Raw genomic sequence first — 19,036 nt, forward strand, 5'->3', positions numbered from 1 at the left:
CGGCGGCCGCCCGATTACGCCAATGCCATGAGCCATCCTGCCCTTGCTACCCATATGGTCTCGTTTCTCGACGGCGAAACGGGCAATAACGCGTTGGGCTACTGCACCAGCACCTCTCGCGACCCGAGTCGCCCGACTACCCTGATACCGCTTGGCGCTGCTTGGTCGAGATGGGCGCTCAGGGGGACGCGGGTTGCCGTCAAATGGCTGAAGCTTGCCGGTCAGCCGGAGTTCTTGCATGAGCTCGACGGAGAGACCTCCACGACGACCAGGCTGCCGCGGCGCTTGCTTCAGCGCTCGGAGGCGGATCTCGTCACCGTTCGCACGTCGCTGAGCGATCATAGTTTTCCGACCGTCGCACTCCACTATGGAAGCGCATCGGCCTTTACGGGCAATTTCATTACCGTCAAAGCGCTCGGCCGATGGCAATGCAATCTGCCGGCCGGCGCGGCCGTGCGGATCATCGATTTGAGCGCACCGGGCGACAGGATCAAAAACGGTGTGTTCGGCTCCCAATCGTCGGTGGCGAAAAACACCTCGGGAGCGGTACTGTTCTTGAAAGACACACCCGGAGGGTAGGCCGTATCGAGCGGCGGTATGCGAAGCACATGGCGTGACGCCGCGCGGACGGCCGGAGCCCGTCCGCGCGCGCGATCGATGGCGCTGTTACGGATTCGGTCCCGTGGCGACCGGCCGCGACGGATCGGCGCACCACTCGCTCCATGAGCCCGCGTAGAGCGCGGGGCCGTGCAAGCCGGCCACTTCCATGGCGAGCGCATTGTGGCAGGCGGTCACGCCCGAGCCGCATTGGAGTACCACGTGTTCCGGTTGCTTCTGTCCGATGATCGCACTGAACTCGTCACGCAACGTATGCGCCGACTTGAAGCGGCCGTCGGCCGTCAAGTTGTCTTTGAAGAAGCGATTGAGCGCGCCGGGGATATGACCCGCGACAGGATCGATCGTCTCGTTCTCGCCGCGATAGCGGTCGGGGGAGCGCGCATCGACGACGATCTGCTCCCCGCCCTTTATGTTCGCGAGCAGATGCTGCGCATCGACGGTCACGGCAAGGGGGGCGGCGGCTTTGAACTCGCCCGGCGTCGCGGCGGGCGGCATGGCCGTCTCGAGCCGCTGACCGGCGGCCTGCCAGGCTTGCAAGCCGCCGTCCAGCACGGCGACGGAGTCGTGCCCGAGCCAGCGCAGCAGCCACCACAGGCGCGCCGCGTAAGCACCGCCTTGCGCGTCGTAGGCGACGACCTGTTGCTGCTGCTTCAGGCCCTGCGCTACCAGCGTGGCGACGAGCGCGTCGCGCTCGGGCAGGGGATGGCGGCCGTTTTTGCCGGTCTTGGCGCCCGAAAGATCGCGGTCGAGGTGCAGATAGCGGGCACCGGCGATATGCCCCGCGGCATAGGCGCGCTCTCCGGCGGAGGGGTCGGCCAAATCGAAACTGCAGTCGAACAGGAGCACGCTGCCCGGCGCGGCGGACAGGCGTTCGGCCAGATTGTCGGCCGAGATCAGCGTGGTGTAGTGCGTGTGCGGCATGATTGGACTCCTCGTTGGCGAGCACGCGCTCGCGCATGGACGGCGGATGATTGCAGTCTAAACAAAAAGACGGGCAAGAGGCATGTTTGCCGTCTTGCCCGTCTCGAAGCTCGGCGGTGCAACCGCCGGGCCGTTAGATCTCGCCGAGTTCGCGCCGCAAAAATTCGTGGAAATGCTGCATCCCGTCTTCCATGGGGCTTTGGTACGGGCCGACTTGCGATTCGCCGCGTTCCAGCAGTGCGAGACGGCCCGCGTCCATGCGTTCGCCGATTTCGTCGTCCTCGCGCGCCGTTTCCATGTAGGCGGCGCGCTCGGCTTCGACGAATTCGCGCTCGAACAGCGCGATTTCCTCAGGGTAGTAGAACTCGACGATATTCGTCGTCTTGCGCGGGCCGCGCGGAATCAGCCACGAGACGACGAGCACGTGCGGGTACCACTCGATCATGAGCCCCGGATAGTAGACCATCCAGATCGCCCCATACTCGGGCGGAGCCCCGTCGCGCATCCGCAGCACCTCGTCGTGCCACTTGCGGTAGGTCGGGCTGCCGGCCTTGGCTAGACCATTGTGCACGCCCACCGTCTGGACGCTGTACCACTCGCCGAACTCCCAAGTCAGATCGTCGCAATTGACGAAGCTGCCGAGGCCCGGATGGAACGGCACGACGTGGTAGTCCTCGAGGTACACCTCGATGAACGTCTTCCAGTTGTAGTTGCACTCGTGCACTTCGACGTGATCGAACATGTAGCTCGAAAAGTCGAAATGGTGCTGCGTGCCGAGCTTGGCCAGATCCTTCGCGACGTCGCGGCCCTGCGTTTCGAACAGCAGCCCGTGCCAGTTCTGCAGCTTGGTTGCGCCGAGGTTCAGGCATGGGTTATCCGCGAAGTGCGGTGCGCCGAGCAACTCGCCTTCGAGGTTGTAGGTCCAGCGGTGCAGCGGACAGACGATGTTTTCGGCCTGGCCGCGCCCGTTCAACATGATCGCCTGCCGGTGACGACAGACGTTCGACAGCAGCTCCACCTGCGAACGGTGGTTGCGCACGAGTACGCGCCCCTCGTTTTCGCTTGGCAGTGCGAAATAATTCCCCGCTTCGGGCACCATCAACTCATGCCCGACGTAACGAGGACCCTTCTTGAAAAGTGTTTCGATTTCTCGCGCCAGGAGCGCTTCGTCGAAGTAAGCCGTGACCGGCAGCTGGCTCGAAATGGCCTTGAGCTGCAATGCAGTGCTCAGATTGGACATTCCCACTCCCGATGAAAACGTGAAAGCAGCGAACAACCCAACCATCGAAGATTCGATTTAGGGAACCGGCGATTATACCCTTTCCCCCTCGCTTGGGGCGCTTAAGTGCATGATTTGGGTCAAAAAACCGGAGCAAGAAGCAATCCTCGGCGCTGGGGGCGAGGTGCGACTGTTGTTTTTTGCCCCTCGTTCGAGGGGACATGCAAGCTGGCGTATGGCTCGGGTTCGGCGCTTTTGCCGTAGAATGTCCGACTTGTTTTTAATTTCACCCCGATCCCGATGGCGAAGACAGCACCCGAAGGCGCGGCCGCGCCCGTGTCCGGCGGCGAACCAGGGGACTCGGCGCTGCCCCAGAACTATGAAGCAGCGGTGGCCGAGTTGGAAGAGCTGGTTTCCCGAATGGAAAGCGGCGCCCTAAGCCTCGAGGAATCGCTGGCTGCGTACCGGCGCGGTGCGGCCCTCGTGGCGTTTTGTCAGCAGCAGTTGGAAAACGTGGAGCAGCAGGTGCGCGTTCTCGACGGCGAGACGCTCAAGCCGTTGCCCACCGGTACCGCTCCCGCGGACAGCGGAGACGACCTATGACTTTTGAAGATTGGATGCGCGCGGTGCTCGCGCGCGTCGAAGCAGCTCTCGACCGTTATCTGCCGGCTGCGGCCGTCGAGCCGGCACGCCTGCATGAAGCGATGCGCTACGCGGTGCTCGGCGGCGGCAAGCGGGTCCGGCCGCTCCTCGTGCACGCCGCCGGCGAGCTGACGGGCGCCCGGCCCGAAGCCGTCGAAGCGGCCTCCGCCGCGCTCGAGATGATTCACGTCTATTCGCTCGTGCACGACGACATGCCGTGCATGGACGACGACGCCTTGCGCCGCGGCAAGCCGACGGTGCACGTTCAGTACGACGAAGCGACGGCGCTGCTCGTGGGCGATGCCTTGCAGTCGCAGGCATTCATCGTGCTGACCGACGAAACGGCTTTGGACACGCGCGCGCAAGCCGCGCTCGTGCGCGAGCTGGCCGTGGCGAGCGGCTCGCTCGGCATGGCCGGCGGCCAAGCGATCGATTTGGCGAGCGTGGGGTTGACCCTCACTCGCACGCAACTCGAAACGATGCATCGGATGAAGACGGGCGCCTTGCTGCGCGCGTCGGTTCGCATGGGGGCGCTGGCGGGGACAGCGCCCGACGCGGACGTGTTGCGTGCCCTCGATGCCTACGCGGCGGCCGTGGGGCTCGCATTCCAGGTCGTCGACGACATTCTCGACGTCACGACCGATTCCGCAACGCTCGGCAAGACGGCGGGCAAGGACGCGAAGGACGGCAAGCCGACCTACGTGTCGATTATCGGGCTCGATGCCTCTCGTGCATTGGCGGCGCAATTGCGCCGCGACGCGCAAGATGCGCTCGCGCCTTTCGGTGAGCGTGCCCGGCGCCTGGCAGAGCTTGCCGACCTGGTGGTGAACCGGGTGAGTTGAACGCGAAGCCCGCTGGCGCGCTTTGGCCTCGAGCAGCGTGAGAGAAAAGCGGGCGCGTAACTTTTCCTACAATGGAACGACGATGTACGACTTGTTGAAAACCATCGACGACCCGGCGGACTTGCGCCGCCTCGACCGCCGTCAATTGAAGCCGCTTGCCGACGAGCTGCGTGCGTTCGTGCTCGATAGCGTCTCGCAGACGGGCGGGCATTTGTCGTCGAATCTCGGCACCGTCGAGCTGACGATCGCCTTGCACTACGTATTCGATACGCCGCACGATCGAATCGTTTGGGACGTCGGCCATCAGACCTATCCTCATAAGATTCTGACGGGACGCCGCGACCGGATGCCCACGCTGCGCCAACGCGGCGGCATCTCGGGCTTCCCGCGCCGTAGCGAATCGCAGTACGACACGTTCGGCACCGCTCACTCGAGCACCTCGATCTCGGCGGCGCTCGGCATGGCGATCGCGAGCAAGCTCGAAGGGATCGACCGCTTCTCGATCGCCGTGATCGGCGACGGGGCGATGACGGCCGGCATGGCGTTCGAGGCGATGAACAACGCCGGCGTATGCGACGACGTGCCGCTGCTCGTGATCCTCAACGACAACGACATGTCGATTTCGCCGCCTGTCGGCGCGCTCAACCGGCATTTGGCGCGGTTGATGTCGGGCCGCTTCTATGCGGCTGCCCGCGCCGGGGTGGAGCGCGTGTTGCGCGTTGCGCCGCCGATGCTCGAATTGGCTCGTAAGCTCGAAGAGCATGCCAAGGGCATGGTCGTGCCGGCCACGCTGTTCGAGGAGTTCGGCTTCAACTACATCGGGCCGATCGACGGCCACGACCTCGATTCGCTGATTCCCACGCTGCAAAACATCCGCGAGTTGCGCGGTCCGCAGTTCTTGCACGTGGTGACGAAGAAGGGCCAAGGCTACAAACTGGCCGAAGCCGATCCGGTGCTGTATCACGGCCCGGGCAAGTTCAATCCGGCCGAGGGTATCAAGCCGAGCACGTCGCCGTCGAAGAAGACGTATACGCAAGTGTTCGGCGAATGGTTGTGCGATGCGGCCGAACTCGATTCGAGCGTCGTCGGCATCACGCCGGCCATGCGCGAAGGCTCGGGCATGGTCGAGTTCGAAAAGCGCTTCCCCGATCGCTATTACGACGTGGGCATCGCCGAACAGCATGCCGTCACGTTCGCGGGCGGCTTGGCGACGGAAGGGCTCAAGCCTGTCGTCGCGATCTACTCGACGTTCCTGCAGCGCGCCTACGATCAGTTGATTCACGACGTGGCCTTGCAGAACCTGCCCGTCGTCTTCGCGATCGACCGTGCGGGGCTGGTGGGCGCCGACGGTGCGACGCACGCGGGTGCATACGATCTGGCGTTCCTGCGCTGTATTCCGAACATGACGGTGATGGTGCCGGCCGACGAAAACGAGTGCCGCCAGATGCTGTACACGGCGCTGCAGCAGCCGAATCCCACGGCCGTGCGGTATCCGCGCGGCGCGGGCACGGGCGTGGCGACGGTCAAGCAGATGACGGCGCTGCCGGTCGGCCGCGGCGAAATCCGCCGCGAATCGACGGCCCCGAAGGGCAGCCGCATCGCCATCTTGGCGTTCGGCACCATGGTCGCACCGGCGCTGGCCGCGGCTGAGGCGCTCGACGCCACGGTCGCGAACATGCGCTTCGTCAAACCGATCGACGCCGAACTCTTGCGCGAGCTTGCGCAGACGCACGATGCGCTCGTGACGATCGAGGAAGGCTGCATCATGGGCGGCGCGGGCTCGGCATGCGTCGAATCCCTCCTTGCCGATGGGGTTGTTCGCCCCGTACTACAATTGGGCCTGCCCGACAGCTTCATCGATCATGGCGATCCGGCCAAGCTGTTGGCGGAATGCGGCCTCGATAGCGCGGGCATCGAAAAATCGATTCGCGCGCGTTTTCTCGAGCCGGCGGCCAAGCTGGCGGCCCAACGCGTCGCTTGATCCCGTGCCGGCCGCTTAAGCGGCCGCACGCGATGGATGCATACATGGGCCTTCGGGCCCATGTTTCGTTATTGACGCGACTCGCGCCGGCCCTTGCGCGCCGGCCTCTAGCTGCGCTCACTAGGACAGAACAACGATGAACCAAATGAACCCTGCCTTCGTCATGCCCGACGTGCAAAGCACCGTGGACACGCGGCAGATTGCGATTCAGCGCGTGGGGGTAAAGGGCGTGCGTCATCCATTGACCGTACGCACCGCAAGCGGCGAAGTACAGCCGACCGTGGGCACATGGAACCTCGACGTGCATTTGCCCGCGGATCAGAAAGGCACGCACATGTCGCGTTTCGTGGCGCTGCTCGAAGGCAACAAGGCGCCTTTGGAGCCCGCGACGTTTCGCAAGATGCTGGGCGAAATGCTCGATAAGCTCGAAGCGGCGGGCGGCCGCATCGAAGTGACGTTTCCCTATTTCGTACCGAAGACGGCGCCTGTTTCGGGCGTATCGAGCTTGCTGGATTATGAGGTGACGTTGGCGGGCCAAGCGCGTGGGGGCGAAGTCCGCACGTTCATGCGCGTGCTCGTGCCCGTGACGAGTCTGTGCCCGTGCTCGAAGGAAATCTCGCAGTACGGCGCGCACAACCAACGCTCGCACGTGACGATCGAGGTCGAACTCGTAGCGGACTTGCCGGTGGAGGCGCTGATTCGCATCGCCGAAGAAGAGGCATCGTGCGAGTTGTGGGGCTTGCTCAAGCGCCCCGACGAGAAGTTCGTGACCGAGCGCGCGTACGAAAACCCGAAGTTCGTGGAGGATCTCGTCCGCGACGTGGCGCAGCGGCTCAATGCCGATGAGCGCATCGTGTCCTACGTGCTCGAAGCGGAAAACTTCGAATCGATCCACAACCACAGCGCTTATGCCGTCATCGAGCACGACAAGCGCTCTGCGGCTGCTGCTTAACAGCCGGCCCGGTGCTATATCCGCCGGCTTCCCCCGCCTTCTCGCGAATCGGTAGCGCGCCGTCCGATTCGGCGGCCGCTATCGCTATCGCTATCGTGCCAGTGACGACAGGTCCCAGCGCGGCTTGACCGTGAACGCGTAGTCTTTATCGGCCTGCCCGGGCCAGCGCTGCAAGCGCAGCGCGCCGGCCAGCGCGATCATCGCGCCGTTATCGGTGCAAAGAGAAAGATCGGGGTAATGCACGTTAAAGCCGCGTTTTTTCGCGGCGGCCGACAGTGCCTCGCGCAATTGGCGATTTGCGCCGACGCCGCCGGCCACCACGAGCCGCTTGAGCCGCGTGCGTTTGAGCGCGCCCAGCGATTTCGCCACGAGTACGTCCACGGCCGCATCGACGAAACCGCGCGCGAGATCGGCTTTCGCTTGTTCGCACACGTTCGCGCCCAGCTTTTTGCTCTGTGTCAGCACGGCGGTTTTCAAGCCGCTGAAACTGAAATCGAGATCGCCCGAATGAAGCATCGGCCGCGGTAGCGTCACAGCCCCTGGCGTGCCGTATTCGGCGAGCCGCGAAACTTCCGGACCGCCGGGATAGCCCAGGCCGAGCAGTTTGGCTGTTTTGTCGAAAGCTTCGCCCGCGGCATCGTCGAGCGTTTCGCCGAGCGTCTCGTAGACGCCGACGTCCGTGACGCGCATGAGTTGCGTATGGCCGCCCGAAACGAGCAGCGCGACGAATGGGAACGGCGGTGGTTCGTCGACGAGTAGCGGCGACAGCAGGTGGCCTTCGAGATGGTGGATGCCGATCGTCGGTTTGTCCCACGCCATCGCGAGCGCATTGGCGATGCTGGCGCCCACGAGCAATGCCCCCGCGAGCCCGGGCCCTTGCGTGAATGCGATCGCGTCGATGGCGGCGCGCGAGGCGCCCGAGCGAGCGAGAACGTCTTCGAGCAACGGCAACGCGCGGCGGATGTGGTCGCGCGAGGCGAGTTCGGGCACGACCCCGCCGTATTCGCGGTGCATGGCGATCTGCGAATGCAGGGCGTGTGCGAGCAGGCCGCGCTCGGTGTCGTAGAGCGCAAGCCCGGTTTCGTCGCACGAGCTTTCGATGCCGAGAACGAGCATGGTGGATGGCTGAGCGCGGGCGGCCTGGGAGGGTCATCAAGGCCGCGGCCGCAAAGGTGCCCGTGAAAAACACAAAAGTATAGCAGCGCCCCGTAAGAGGCCGCTCGCGCAGGTAAAATGCGCGCCATGGAATCATTCGACATCGCCGTCATCGGCGCAGGCGCGGCAGGCATGATGTGCGCGGCCGTGGCCGGACAGCGCGGGGCGCGCGTCGTGCTCATCGATCATGCGCCGCGCTTGGCCGAGAAGATCCGCATCTCGGGCGGCGGGCGTTGCAACTTCACCAACCTCCAAGCGGGCCCGGCCAATTACCTTTCGGCCAATCCGCACTTTTGCCGTTCCGCGCTCGCTCGCTATACGCCGCGGGACTTTCTCATGCTGCTCAAGTCGCACCGCGTCACTTGGCACGAGAAACACCGCGGTCAGTTGTTCTGCGACCATTCGAGCGAAGCGATCATCGAGATGCTCAAAGCCGAGTGCGACGCGGGGCGTATCGCGTGGCGCCGCCCGGTCGACGTGCAAGCGGTGCGTCGAAGCGAGGGCGGTGCGTTTTCGATCGACACGAACGCCGGCGAGATCCGCGCGCGCGCGCTCGTGATCGCGACGGGCGGCCTGTCGATTCCGAAGATCGGGGCGACCGACTTCGCGTACCGCATCGCGAAGCAATTCGGGCATAAGCTCGTCGATATGCGGCCCGCGCTCGTGCCCCTCACGTTTTCGTCGGACGAATGGTTGCCGTTCTCGACGTTGGCGGGCGTCTCGCTCGAAGTCGAGGTGGCGGCCGGGCCCAAGCGCGCCCAGGGTTCGTTCGTCGAGGATTTGCTGTTCACCCACCGCGGACTGTCGGGCCCCGGCATTTTGCAGATTTCGAGCTATTGGCAGAGCGGCGAGCCGATCGCGATCGACCTGCTGCCCGGCCGAGACGCGGCTGCCGAGTTGCTCGAGGCCAAATCGAGCGGGACGAAGCGGCAGATCGGCAATCTGCTCGCCCAATGGCTGCCCGCGCGTTTGGCGCATGCCTGGCTCGAAGCGCACGATATTTCATCCGAGGCGCGTTTGCCCGATTTGTCGGACAAATCATTGCGCCGCTTGGGAGAAGCCTTCTCGCGATGGACGCTCATCCCCTCCGGAACCGAGGGATACCGCAAGGCGGAAGTGACGAAGGGCGGCGTCGATACGAGAGAGCTGTCGTCCTCGACGATGATGAGCGCGCGTGCGCCTGGGCTCTATTTCATCGGCGAGGCCGTCGACGTGACAGGCTGGCTGGGTGGTTATAACTTTCAATGGGCATGGGCGTCGGGCGTGGCCGCCGGTGAGGCAGCGTTCGAGTTCTCACGAAGCGCTTGACAACTTTCGTGTAAATGTGCAGAACGTCTGCTATACTCCCGGACCTTTGGGAAATTTCCTTTTTGGAAACATGACGATCATCCGCGTAAAAGAAAACGAGCCCTTCGAAGTCGCGATGCGCCGCTTCAAGCGCACGATCGAGAAGAACGGTCTGCTGACCGAGCTTCGCGCGCGCGAGTTCTATGAAAAGCCCACGTCCGAGCGCAAACGTAAGAAGGCTGCCGCGGTGAAGCGCCACTTCAAGCGCCTGCGCAGCCAGATGCTGCCGAAAAAATTCTACTGATTGTCCCGGCGCCGGTTCGGGCGCTCCGCACGCGGGGCTGCACCGGCGCTCGGTTTTGCGGTGGCAGCGGCTTCACGGCCATCCTGAATCGTTATTCGATTTGGTCGATCGCCTGGTCCTTGTCCCGTATGTGGCGCAGTGTGCGCAAAACCCGCTTGAGGAAAAGTCCCAAGCGGGTTTTTGCGCTCAGCACTGCGCCGCGTTAATTCAGTACCCATTCTTCTCTTTTTGCTTCGGGTGAAAGATGAGTCTCAAAGATCGCATCAACGACGATATGAAGGCGGCCATGCGGGCGCGCGAAACGGGTCGCCTTGCAACGATCCGTTTGCTGCTGGCGGCCGTCAAGCAACGTGAAGTCGACGAGCGTGTGACGCTCGACGATGCCGCCGTCACGGCTGTCATCGACAAGATGATCAAACAACGTAAGGACTCGATCAGCCAATTCGAAGCAGCGGGCCGCAGCGATCTGGTCGAGCAGGAAAGCGCGGAACTCGCCGTTTTGACGGCCTATATGCCGGCGCAACTATCCGATGCCGAGATCGCCGAAGAGGTTCAGGCGGCCGTCGCAGAAACGGGCGCATCCGGTCCGCAAGACATGGGCAAGGTCATGGGCGTGCTCAAGGCGAAGCTGGCCGGCCGCGCCGATATGACGGCCGTGTCCGGGCTCGTCAAGGCGGCACTGGCCAAGTAACGGCAAGCGCGATGCGGGAACGGGCGTTGCGCCGATGCGCGCGCCGCGGCCGCTTCGCTCGATCTGATCGCCTGTGATCCCACACGCCTTTCTTCAAGACCTGCTCAACCGCGTCGATATCGTCGACGTGGTGGGCAAGTACGTTCAACTGAAGAAGGGCGGGGCGAACTTCATGGGCTTGTGTCCGTTTCACAACGAGAAAAGCCCTTCGTTTACAGTTAGTCCAACTAAGCAGTTCTATCACTGCTTCGGTTGCGGTGCGCACGGCACCGCGATCGGCTTCTTGATGGAGCACGCGGGCCTGTCCTTCCCCGAGGCCGTGGGCGACCTGGCGCAATCGGTCGGCTTGACGGTCCCGCAGGAGCCCTCGCCCGGGCGCGGCGGATATGGCGCAGAGCGGGGCGGCTCGGGTGCCGAGCGATTCGGGCCGGCGCCCGTGGACGGGAAGACGGTTGCGGCGCTGTCCGACCTCATGCAAACCGCCTGCGATTATTACCGCCGGGCGTTGCGCGGCGCCCCGCAAGCGATCGAGTACCTCAAGAAGCGTGGACTCACCGGCGAGGTGGCCGCGCGTTTCGGGCTTGGCTACGCGCCGGACGGCTGGCAGAACCTCGAAGCCGTTTTCCCCGATTACCGCAACGACGGACTCGTGGAAGCCGGGCTCGTCATCCTCAGCGAGAAGCTCGATGCGCAGGGCCAGCCGCGCCGCTATGACCGTTTCCGCGAGCGGATCATGTTCCCGATCCGTAACGTCAAGGGCCAGGTCATCGGCTTCGGCGGGCGCGTGCTCGACGGCGGGGAGCCGAAATATTTGAATTCGCCGGAAACGCCGCTATTTAGCAAGGGGAGCGAGCTGTATGGGCTCTTCGAAGCGCGCTTGGCGATCCGTGAGGCGCACTCGGTGCTGGTGGTGGAAGGGTATATGGACGTCGTCGCGTTGGCGCAACTCGGTTTTCCGAACGCCGTTGCGACCCTCGGTACGGCTTGTACGCCCATTCACGTGCAGAAGCTGTTGCGCCAAACGGATACGGTGATCTTCAGCTTCGACGGCGACGCGGCAGGCCGGCGCGCCGCGCGGCGGGCGTTGGACGCATGTTTGCCGCACGCGGCCGACAATCGGACGATCCGTTTCCTGTTCTTACCGCAGGAGCACGATCCCGACAGCTTCATCCGCGAATTCGGCAAGGAGGCGTTTTCGGAGCAGATCGCACATGCGTTGCCCTTATCGCAATTCATGCTTAACGAGGTGCTCGCCGGTAAGGAGCTCGATACACCCGAGGGCCGCGCGCGGGCGCTATTCGATGCGAAACCGCTGCTGCAAGCGCTGCCCGCGAATGCGTTGCGCGCCCAGATCATGCACATGTTCGCGGATCGGCTCGACGTGCCGTTCGAAGAGGTGGCGTCACTTTGCGACGTCGATACGCGTATTGCGGCCGCCCCCCGGCCCGCGCCCGCGCGTAAGGACCGGCGCCGAGTAACCGGGATCGAGGAGCGGGCTTTGCGCAATTTGGTCATGTATCCGCGCATCGTCTCCGTACTCGACGAGGAGAGCGAGGAGAGCCTCTTTAACCAGAGTCACCATGGGGAGCTGTTCGCGGAAGCGGCGACGCACGCGCGCGCATTAGGCGACGCCGCGGAGTTTCGCCACCTGTCTGATCTGCTTAGAAATGGGGCCAACGCGGCGACCTTCGAGGAAATCTTCCGCGAAATTCTGGACTATGATGAAAACGTACGCGATTTGCTGATGCACGACGCGCAGGATGCCGCGGCGGCCGAGCAGCAGCAAGAGCGCGAGCGCATCGCCGCCGAGGAGTTCCAGGCGGCCATCCTGAAAATCCGCTATGACGCGTGCAGCGAACGGCTCGAGCGGTTGTCGAGACAGACGAAGCTCACGCCGGACGAGATCGAACAATTCGCGGAGCTGAACCGTCAAAGGGCCGAGATGAAGCGGCAACTCGGGTTATGAGTCCGCGGGTGATGGGCCGGATGGGTTCGCGGGAGGGAGTGCGCCGTGTGTGATATAATAAAAGGTTTTCAGCGGTTTAGTTTGTCTTTTCAAAGCAGGGGCGCTGCGGCAGGGGCGAAATAGCGATGGCAAAGACTACGGGCGGGAAGGCGGCTGCGGCACGCGCGGCGGAACCTAGCAAGGGCGGTGCCCGAGGTTCCGGCAGGCGTACGGGCGGGCCGGCGCGCGGCGTTGTCGGTGCTGGATCCGCTCATGCTTCTGCCGGCAAAACATCGGCTGCGAGTGCAGCGGAGCGGGCCGGCAAGCGATCGGCAAGCTCGGGGGCTGTGCGGACTTCGGCGGCAGCCGCCGATATGACCAAGGCGGCAAAGACGTCCGCCAAGCCGGAGACGAGGGCCGCCGCCGCGAGGCGGGCCGGCTCGAAAAGCGCAGAGGGCGCGACTGCCACGCCGGACGATTCGGCAGTGCGCGATACCCAAGTATCCACGGTGCAACCGGCTGAAGTCCAGCAGCCGCGAGTCGAGACTATAGCCGGTACGGCGAACTCCATGACGAAAAAGCTGAACGAAGTATCCGTCGATGACGACGCAACCACCCAAGGCGAAGAGCAGCAAGCCACTTCGGGCAAGGGTGAGAAAGCCAAGGCGCGCGATCGCCGCGCGAAGGAAAAGGCGCTGCTGAAGGACGCGTTCGCGTCCACTCAGCCGGGTACGGCGGAGGAGCTCGAAGAGCGCCGCTCGAAGCTGCGCGCGCTGATCAAGCTCGGCAAGGAGCGTGGCTTTCTGACGTATGCGGAAATCAACGACCACTTGCCCGATAACTTCGCCGAGACCGAAGCGATCGAGGGCATCATCAGCACGTTCAACGACATGGGCGTGGCCGTTTACGAGCAGGCGCCCGATGCCGAGACGCTGCTGCTGAACGACAACGCACCGGCTGTTTCGTCCGACGACGAAGTGGAAGAGGAAGCCGAGGTTGCGTTGTCGACGGTCGATTCGGAGTTCGGCCGCACGACCGACCCGGTCCGTATGTACATGCGGGAAATGGGGACGGTCGAGCTGCTTACGCGCGAAGGCGAAATCGAGATCGCGAAGCGCATCGAAGACGGCTTGAAGCACATGGTCATGGCGATTTCGGCGTGTCCGACGACGATCGCCGATATTCTCGCGATGGCCGAGCGCGTCGCGAACGACGAAGTGCGTATCGACGAACTCGTTGACGGTCTCATCGATCCGAATGCGGAAGACACCGATGGCTTCTCGGCCCAAGAGGCCGAGGCGATCGAAAACGAGAGCGAAGAGGAAGAGGAAGAAGAGGCCGACGAGGAAGAAGAGGACGACGGCAGCGCGCAGGCCACGGCCAACGCCGCGCAACTGGAGGCGCTCAAGCGCGCGTCGCTCGAGAAGTTCGCTTTGATCAGCGAATGGTTCGACAAGATGCGCCGTGCGTTCGAGAAGGAAGGCTATAAGTCCAAGTCCTACTTGAAGGCGCAAGAAACGATTCAGAACGAGCTGATGTCGATTCGCTTCACGGCGCGTACGGTCGAGCGTCTGTGCGACACGCTGCGCGCGCAGGTGGACGAAGTGCGTCAGGTCGAGCGTCAGATTTTGCATATCGTCGTCGACAAGTGCGGCATGCCGCGTTCGGAGTTCATCGCTCGCTTCCCGAGCAACGAGACCGACCTCGACTGGGCCGAGAAGGTGGTGGCCGAGGGGCATCCGTACAGCGCGATCTTGTCGCGCAACATCCCGGCGATTCGCGAACAGCAGCAGCGTCTGCTCGACTTGCAGGCGCGCGTCGTTCTGCCGCTGAAGGATTTGAAGGAAACGAACCGCCAGATGGCGGCCGGCGAATTGAAGGCGCGGCAGGCCAAGCGCGAGATGACCGAGGCGAACCTGCGTCTCGTGATTTCGATTGCGAAGAAGTACACGAACCGCGGCTTGCAGTTCTTGGATTTGATCCAGGAAGGCAACATCGGTTTGATGAAGGCGGTGGACAAGTTCGAATATCGTCGCGGCTACAAGTTCTCGACGTATGCGACGTGGTGGATTCGTCAGGCCATCACGCGTTCGATCGCCGACCAAGCGCGCACGATCCGTATTCCGGTTCACATGATCGAGACGATCAACAAGATGAACCGTATTTCGCGGCAGATTCTGCAGGAGACGGGTCTCGAGCCGGATCCGGCGACGCTTGCGGAAAAGATGGAGATGCCCGAAGACAAGATCCGCAAGATCATGAAGATCGCGAAGGAGCCGATCTCCATGGAAACGCCGATCGGCGACGACGACGATTCGCACCTGGGCGATTTCATCGAGGATTCGAACACGGTCGCACCGTCGGACGCCGCGTTGCATGCGAGCATGCGCGATGTCGTGAAGGACGTGCTCGATTCGCTGACGCCGCGCGAAGCGAAGGTGCTGCGTATGCGTTTCGGTATCGAAATGAGCACGGACCACACGCTCGAGGAAGTCGGCAAGCAATTCGACGTGACGCGTGAGCGGATCCGTCAAATCGAAGCGAAGGCGCTGCGCAAGCTGCGTCACCCGAGCCGTTCCGACAAGCTCAAATCGTTCCTCGAAGGGAACTGATCCCCGCGGGAATTGGTAGGATCGGTTTGGTAGGAAGCGAGGCCCGGCATTGATCTGCCGGGCCTTTTTTGTGGGGGTGCCGCTGGATGTGGGTTTGTTGAGCGTTTTGCCGTTTTTGATATTTGCGCGTAACGGCATTAGCCGATAGACTCGCAATCTTTCCGCGGGCGATGCCGCTCGCGGATGTGGGCATCCGCCACGAACAGAGAATTCCAAACTGTGGCGCGAGACGGGCCGGACGCCGTGCTGGTTGCAGGCAGCGGACTCATAATCCGCCTCCGAAAGGACACCGTGGGTTCGAATCCCACCCGGCCCACCATTTGAAGCTTTTTAGGGGTCCTGAGTGTTCAGTTTTGGGCATTCGTATGCGTAAGGTGCGTATGGAGGCGCTTCTCGGAGGTTTCCGAGGAGGGCTGTCCCATTGCGTTGACTTCTCAGTCGTCGTGCATTGCTGACCAGAGGCCAAGATGCTCGACGAACGGGTTGAAGTCCCGATCGCTAAACAGCAACGGAACGTGATTTTCGATGCAATAGGTCGCAATGATCGAGTCAATCGTTTTACGGATCGTCACCCCTTGTGCCCTAAGGTATCGATAATTTCTCGCGGCTTGAACGGCGATATCTTCGCCAGCCAATGTGAGCACGCGCATAGTGCCCGTCATCGTTTGCTTGACCAGATTGAATTCCCGCTCCGAGCGTACTCCCTGTAAAACCTCCGCAACAATGAGATCTCCCGAAATGATCTCCTCGGCGCCGAGCAAAACGTCAAGTTTCGTTGTCTCTGCAGACCGCACGTCTTTAAGGTAATCAATCCAAACGCTCGAATCAACCAATATCATTAATCTCTTCTCATTTCGTCAAGGTTCCCTTGCCAGTCGATCTTGCCGCGGAGCTGGCGAAGCTCTTCCTGCCGCTTCAATTGAATGATCTTCTGCAAGCCGAGCTCTACCACTTCCCGTTTAGTTTTCAAGCCGGATGCGGCAAGGGCGTCCGACATAAGGCGATCGTCTATATCGATGTTGGTACGCATAATGTGTATCATTTGATGTATTCATACACATCATACCTCGCGGACGATGCGGAATCAATCGCGAGACGGCAGTACCGTCCGCTCCCTATTTCCTCTGAGCGATGGGGCGCTACGACGTCAGCCGATCAGCGACCGCCGGTCGCCCCTTCTCTCAAACCACCTAACGGCTTGGCTACCGAGGCAAGAGGTCCAAGCCGGCCAATCTCATTTCGATCGCATTTGCGATCCGCAGATGCTCTGGATCATCGATGGAAAAGATGCCGTCGGAGACGCTGGCTATGATGGTGCCCTTTTGCGTACCGCCTTCCATGACAGGCTCCAGTGCCGCCGCGTCGGGTAGCTCCTCGGGCGCGATTGCTCTCGGAAGGTAAAGCATCCATCCGGCACCCGGCCGCTTCGGAAAAACGCGATGCGTGGTGTAGTACATGAGCGGCCCAACCTCTATGCACGCAGCACGCGGCCATATCTCGAGTAAGCCTCGCATGAAGCGTTGCATGTTGTTCGCTTGATCCAGCGCGGCTACTTCTTGGAATTGCAGGTAGAGTAGGCATGTAGGGAGGTCGGGATCAGAGGAAAAGGAAATAGAGAACGAACAGCGTCTGCCTTTCTCTTTTCCGCTCCAGACACCCGTTCTCCGATAGCTGGTCATACCGTCCTTCTCGTCCTGCACTCGAAGGATTTCAAGTGCTTCTGGTGTTGGGCCGTTCTCGTCGAAGGCGGCCTGCGCAAGCGACTTTTTCTGTGTAGGAGCGGGCGGGTACCAATGTTCGATCGGAAGGCCGAACGGCTGGAGCAATTGGGTAATTTTCCAGAGGGTTCCGAGATGCTCCTCTCGCGAAGGAAGGATCGGTTGTTGAAGCCTGAAGCTTAGGAAAATGACCATGTTATGGTTGAAGTAATGAATCAATCGGAAGATCTTCTCGTAGGAAGATGTCTGAAAAATATTTATGGGAAATGGGTTGCATGAAATACCAGGTGAGTCTTGCGGGTGGATTGTTCTTGGTAATTGCGCTTTGAATGCGGGCTTGATTGAGCATGCGTTGGACGCCGAATATCTGGAAAAAGTATTTCGGAAAGCCCGTCTTTGTATCGAAAAATTGGTCATACCGGGCCTTCGCTTCTTGTAGGCGGCATTCCGACGATTTGAACCCGTCGAATTCAATATTCATGAATTTCCACTCGGTGAACGGCGCAAAACCGGTAACGCGGACTTGGTAGTCACGCGAGACGTTGGACATGTGCCACCTCCTCGTGACGAGCCAACCTCTGCGTGGCGGACACTGAGCGTGTGACTTGCTAGGAACCGGTATCGCGCGTGCAGCCGACTTCGACTTCAGTTTGTCTGTCCGCAGACTGTCCGCGTCGGATTGGGCTTTTTCCCCGCGCCCACGGACGGCGCCCCCTATCGCGGTGAGCAATGCCAAGAGCGCGATGGCCGCTTCTTCAAGGCGTGAGCGACGTGTCGGCGCCACTATGTGTTCCCCTCTAGCTGCTGCGATTTCTTGCGAAGTACATCCATCAAATCAGTGAAGCGGTCGTCGAGGGAGGCGCCCGGCTCATGTAGCCATGTCTGAATAGCCGGGGTGCGGTGGAAGCCGGGGGCTTGTAGTTCGAGATATAGGAAATCTGCGAGCACTTCCTCTCGAACGAGTCCTAAGCGCCTGGCTTCGCCGTATGCTCGGGTGAGCTTGTCCAGCAATGCGGGATCGTTCGTGAGCCTCGTATCGACATTGCCGATGTTGTCTCGAACGGCCGTTATGAACCTGTGTTCGTCCTCGGTCAAAAGAGCGGTTTGGTGCTCGTGCATATCTTCGGATGTGGTTTGGGAGATGTACCCTGCGTAAGTTGCGACCGATACCGATGCGGGTACAAGGCGGGGAGCGGATCGCTTGTCGCAACAACCGCAGCAGCTACTGAGGCTCTTGCGGTTGGTGTGGCTGCGGATATTTTGATTGCGGCGCAGCGTTGGCGCCTTGCCACCGCGAAAAAATCGGACTGCCGGCACGTTTGGCCGAGCGACGACCAAGAGCAGCTTGTCGAGCGCAAAAAACGCTCTTCGAGCGTGTCTTGCTGGCCGCGAATTGTGGGTTCGGCTATGGACGTCTATTGCGCCAACAGCTTCATCGCAACCCGCATCTGCTCATTTTCCAACGCTGGCGCGAAGGCGTCCAAGTCGTCGCTCGACATGCCGACCGGCGCTGATTTCGCAATGGCTTTCCAGTTGAGAATCGCAGCACATACTTCATTGAGTACGCGCCTGGCATCTGCCTCGGACAGCCAAAAGTAAGAGGCCGCGTGCATGACGTCGTTGATGGAATCGACCGGCCCCGAGTCGCCGGTGAGCCAGAGCTTGAGTTCCGGGTCCTTATCTGGAAAAGGGTTGATGTCAAAGGCCGGCGCAAGGCGCCATTGGCCATGCTCCACGTGTAGAAAGCCGTGATTCTGGACGTGATCGTCAACATTCGTGATGAGCAGATTGAATGCTAGCCGACGCCATAGCTCCTCGAGGTCGCTCGCCGGGTTCACGCAACGCGTTTTAATGACGTCGGCGATCTGTGTATAGGCGTGGTCGTCCGCTCGCGACGCTTGCAGCATGGAGCCTGCGGAAAGGTATGGAATGCGCCCGCTGCCCTTCGGGCGGTCGAATCGGCGCACGACCGCGACCGGGACGTCATCTGACATAACAATCCGCGAATCGGCGACTGTGATGCCGGCGGCTGCGGCCAGGTGCAGTGCCAGCACTTCACCGCGTGTCACCTTCCGGCATAAAGGAGCCGGGTATTTCCGGCATATAGGCGCCAGTAGAAGTGGGTAGAAACGAGCATCTTTGCGGTTCA

General features: G+C 61.9%; 19 protein-coding genes and 1 tRNA gene. 11 read left to right on the top strand and 9 right to left on the bottom strand.

Annotated elements, in window-relative coordinates:
- The first annotated feature begins 27 nt into the window (after positions 1 to 27).
- Positions 28 to 579 (top strand): hypothetical protein, encoded by a 552-nt coding sequence (locus DXT59_RS21895; protein WP_162878188.1) that lies wholly within the window; start codon positions 28 to 30, stop codon positions 577 to 579.
- Between the two features lie 87 nt (positions 580 to 666).
- Here DXT59_RS21895 and DXT59_RS21900 read toward each other — a convergent pair whose 3' ends face one another.
- Both DXT59_RS21900 and DXT59_RS21905 read right to left on the bottom strand, forming a co-directional pair.
- Positions 667 to 1,539: a sulfurtransferase gene (locus tag DXT59_RS21900; RefSeq protein WP_116139028.1), complete on the bottom strand. Its 873-nt coding sequence runs from the start codon at positions 1,537 to 1,539 to the stop codon at positions 667 to 669.
- A 133-nt stretch (positions 1,540 to 1,672) separates the two neighbouring features.
- Complete coding sequence (locus tag DXT59_RS21905; RefSeq protein WP_116139030.1) at positions 1,673 to 2,779, bottom strand: aromatic ring-hydroxylating oxygenase subunit alpha; 1,107 nt, start codon at positions 2,777 to 2,779, stop codon at positions 1,673 to 1,675.
- A 279-nt stretch (positions 2,780 to 3,058) separates the two neighbouring features.
- On the opposite strand from DXT59_RS21905, the gene DXT59_RS21910 reads away from it, so the two are divergent.
- From DXT59_RS21910 to folE2, 4 genes are all read left to right on the top strand, one after another.
- Positions 3,059 to 3,361, top strand: a complete 303-nt coding sequence (locus DXT59_RS21910) for an exodeoxyribonuclease VII small subunit (protein WP_116139032.1) — start codon at positions 3,059 to 3,061, stop codon at positions 3,359 to 3,361.
- The gene (locus tag DXT59_RS21915; RefSeq protein WP_116139034.1) at positions 3,358 to 4,242 is read left to right on the top strand and encodes a polyprenyl synthetase family protein; all 885 of its coding nucleotides are present in this window, start codon (positions 3,358 to 3,360) and stop codon (positions 4,240 to 4,242) included. The genes DXT59_RS21910 and DXT59_RS21915 overlap by 4 nt, the downstream gene beginning before the upstream one ends.
- Positions 4,243 to 4,324: 82 nt before the next feature.
- The gene (gene dxs / locus DXT59_RS21920) at positions 4,325 to 6,223 is read left to right on the top strand and encodes a 1-deoxy-D-xylulose-5-phosphate synthase (protein ID WP_116139036.1); all 1,899 of its coding nucleotides are present in this window, start codon (positions 4,325 to 4,327) and stop codon (positions 6,221 to 6,223) included.
- Positions 6,224 to 6,359: 136 nt separating this feature from the next.
- A complete protein-coding gene (gene folE2 / locus DXT59_RS21925; protein WP_116139038.1) occupies positions 6,360 to 7,175 on the top strand; it encodes a GTP cyclohydrolase FolE2 in 816 nt (271 codons plus the stop codon).
- A 90-nt stretch (positions 7,176 to 7,265) separates the two neighbouring features.
- On the opposite strand, the gene tsaD is transcribed toward folE2, so the two are convergent.
- Positions 7,266 to 8,291, bottom strand: a complete 1,026-nt coding sequence (gene tsaD, locus DXT59_RS21930; RefSeq protein WP_116139040.1) for a tRNA (adenosine(37)-N6)-threonylcarbamoyltransferase complex transferase subunit TsaD — start codon at positions 8,289 to 8,291, stop codon at positions 7,266 to 7,268.
- A gap of 126 nt (positions 8,292 to 8,417) precedes the next feature.
- Here tsaD and DXT59_RS21935 point away from each other — a divergent pair, with 126 nt between their 5' ends.
- The 6 genes from DXT59_RS21935 (at position 8,418) to DXT59_RS21960 (ending at position 15,488) form a co-directional block, all read left to right on the top strand.
- Positions 8,418 to 9,638, top strand: coding sequence for a BaiN/RdsA family NAD(P)/FAD-dependent oxidoreductase (locus DXT59_RS21935; protein ID WP_116139042.1), 1,221 nt, complete (start codon positions 8,418 to 8,420; stop codon positions 9,636 to 9,638).
- Between the two features lie 70 nt (positions 9,639 to 9,708).
- Entirely contained in the window at positions 9,709 to 9,921 is a 213-nt protein-coding gene (rpsU, locus tag DXT59_RS21940) for a 30S ribosomal protein S21 (RefSeq protein WP_116139044.1), read from the top strand.
- A gap of 244 nt (positions 9,922 to 10,165) precedes the next feature.
- Entirely contained in the window at positions 10,166 to 10,612 is a 447-nt protein-coding gene (locus tag DXT59_RS21945) for a GatB/YqeY domain-containing protein (RefSeq protein ID WP_116139046.1), read from the top strand.
- A gap of 73 nt (positions 10,613 to 10,685) precedes the next feature.
- Complete coding sequence (dnaG, locus tag DXT59_RS21950) at positions 10,686 to 12,578, top strand: DNA primase (RefSeq protein ID WP_116139048.1); 1,893 nt, start codon at positions 10,686 to 10,688, stop codon at positions 12,576 to 12,578.
- A gap of 353 nt (positions 12,579 to 12,931) precedes the next feature.
- Positions 12,932 to 15,169, top strand: a complete 2,238-nt coding sequence (rpoD, locus tag DXT59_RS21955) for an RNA polymerase sigma factor RpoD (protein ID WP_240324620.1) — start codon at positions 12,932 to 12,934, stop codon at positions 15,167 to 15,169.
- A 231-nt stretch (positions 15,170 to 15,400) separates the two neighbouring features.
- Positions 15,401 to 15,488 (top strand) — tRNA-Ile (locus DXT59_RS21960).
- Positions 15,489 to 15,603: 115 nt separating this feature from the next.
- Here DXT59_RS21960 and vapC read toward each other — a convergent pair.
- The 6 genes from vapC to DXT59_RS21990 form a co-directional block, all read right to left on the bottom strand.
- Positions 15,604 to 16,008: a type II toxin-antitoxin system VapC family toxin gene (gene vapC / locus DXT59_RS21965; protein ID WP_116139053.1), complete on the bottom strand. Its 405-nt coding sequence runs from the start codon at positions 16,006 to 16,008 to the stop codon at positions 15,604 to 15,606.
- Positions 16,008 to 16,199, bottom strand: coding sequence for a type II toxin-antitoxin system VapB family antitoxin (locus tag DXT59_RS21970; RefSeq protein WP_116139103.1), 192 nt, complete (start codon positions 16,197 to 16,199; stop codon positions 16,008 to 16,010). Before DXT59_RS21970 ends, vapC begins: the two co-directional genes overlap by 1 nt.
- A gap of 172 nt (positions 16,200 to 16,371) precedes the next feature.
- Positions 16,372 to 17,106, bottom strand: a complete 735-nt coding sequence (locus DXT59_RS21975; protein ID WP_240324621.1) for an Imm52 family immunity protein — start codon at positions 17,104 to 17,106, stop codon at positions 16,372 to 16,374.
- Positions 17,084 to 17,437, bottom strand: coding sequence for a restriction endonuclease fold toxin 5 domain-containing protein (locus DXT59_RS21980; RefSeq protein WP_116139105.1), 354 nt, complete (start codon positions 17,435 to 17,437; stop codon positions 17,084 to 17,086). The genes DXT59_RS21975 and DXT59_RS21980 overlap by 23 nt, the downstream gene beginning before the upstream one ends.
- A gap of 233 nt (positions 17,438 to 17,670) precedes the next feature.
- Entirely contained in the window at positions 17,671 to 18,225 is a 555-nt protein-coding gene (locus DXT59_RS30755) for a hypothetical protein (RefSeq protein WP_162878189.1), read from the bottom strand.
- Positions 18,226 to 18,302: 77 nt separating this feature from the next.
- The coding region (locus DXT59_RS21990; RefSeq protein ID WP_162878190.1) for a type II toxin-antitoxin system HipA family toxin at positions 18,303 to 19,036 on the bottom strand (734 nt) is incomplete at its 5' end.

It is taken from the genome of Trinickia diaoshuihuensis (assembly GCF_003390925.1).
Classification (GTDB): Bacteria; Pseudomonadota; Gammaproteobacteria; order Burkholderiales; family Burkholderiaceae; genus Trinickia; species Trinickia diaoshuihuensis.

Excerpts from the sequence above, each read along its gene's own strand:
- DXT59_RS21935 (WP_116139042.1), top strand. The coding sequence starts at position 8,418 with ATGGAATCATTCGACATCGCCGTCATCGGCGCAGGCGCGGCAGGCATG.
- DXT59_RS21970 (WP_116139103.1), bottom strand. The coding sequence starts at position 16,199 with ATGCGTACCAACATCGATATAGACGATCGCCTTATGTCGGACGCCCTT.
- vapC (WP_116139053.1), bottom strand. The coding sequence starts at position 16,008 with ATGATATTGGTTGATTCGAGCGTTTGGATTGATTACCTTAAAGACGTG.
- DXT59_RS21980 (WP_116139105.1), bottom strand. The coding sequence starts at position 17,437 with ATGTCCAACGTCTCGCGTGACTACCAAGTCCGCGTTACCGGTTTTGCG.
- dxs (WP_116139036.1), top strand. The coding sequence starts at position 4,325 with ATGTACGACTTGTTGAAAACCATCGACGACCCGGCGGACTTGCGCCGC.
- DXT59_RS21895 (WP_162878188.1), top strand. The coding sequence starts at position 28 with ATGAGCCATCCTGCCCTTGCTACCCATATGGTCTCGTTTCTCGACGGC.
- DXT59_RS21900 (WP_116139028.1), bottom strand. The coding sequence starts at position 1,539 with ATGCCGCACACGCACTACACCACGCTGATCTCGGCCGACAATCTGGCC.
- DXT59_RS21915 (WP_116139034.1), top strand. The coding sequence starts at position 3,358 with ATGACTTTTGAAGATTGGATGCGCGCGGTGCTCGCGCGCGTCGAAGCA.
- folE2 (WP_116139038.1), top strand. The coding sequence starts at position 6,360 with ATGAACCAAATGAACCCTGCCTTCGTCATGCCCGACGTGCAAAGCACC.
- rpsU (WP_116139044.1), top strand. The coding sequence starts at position 9,709 with ATGACGATCATCCGCGTAAAAGAAAACGAGCCCTTCGAAGTCGCGATG.
- rpoD (WP_240324620.1), top strand. The coding sequence starts at position 12,932 with ATGACCAAGGCGGCAAAGACGTCCGCCAAGCCGGAGACGAGGGCCGCC.
- DXT59_RS21905 (WP_116139030.1), bottom strand. The coding sequence starts at position 2,779 with ATGTCCAATCTGAGCACTGCATTGCAGCTCAAGGCCATTTCGAGCCAG.
- DXT59_RS21945 (WP_116139046.1), top strand. The coding sequence starts at position 10,166 with ATGAGTCTCAAAGATCGCATCAACGACGATATGAAGGCGGCCATGCGG.
- tsaD (WP_116139040.1), bottom strand. The coding sequence starts at position 8,291 with ATGCTCGTTCTCGGCATCGAAAGCTCGTGCGACGAAACCGGGCTTGCG.
- DXT59_RS21910 (WP_116139032.1), top strand. The coding sequence starts at position 3,059 with ATGGCGAAGACAGCACCCGAAGGCGCGGCCGCGCCCGTGTCCGGCGGC.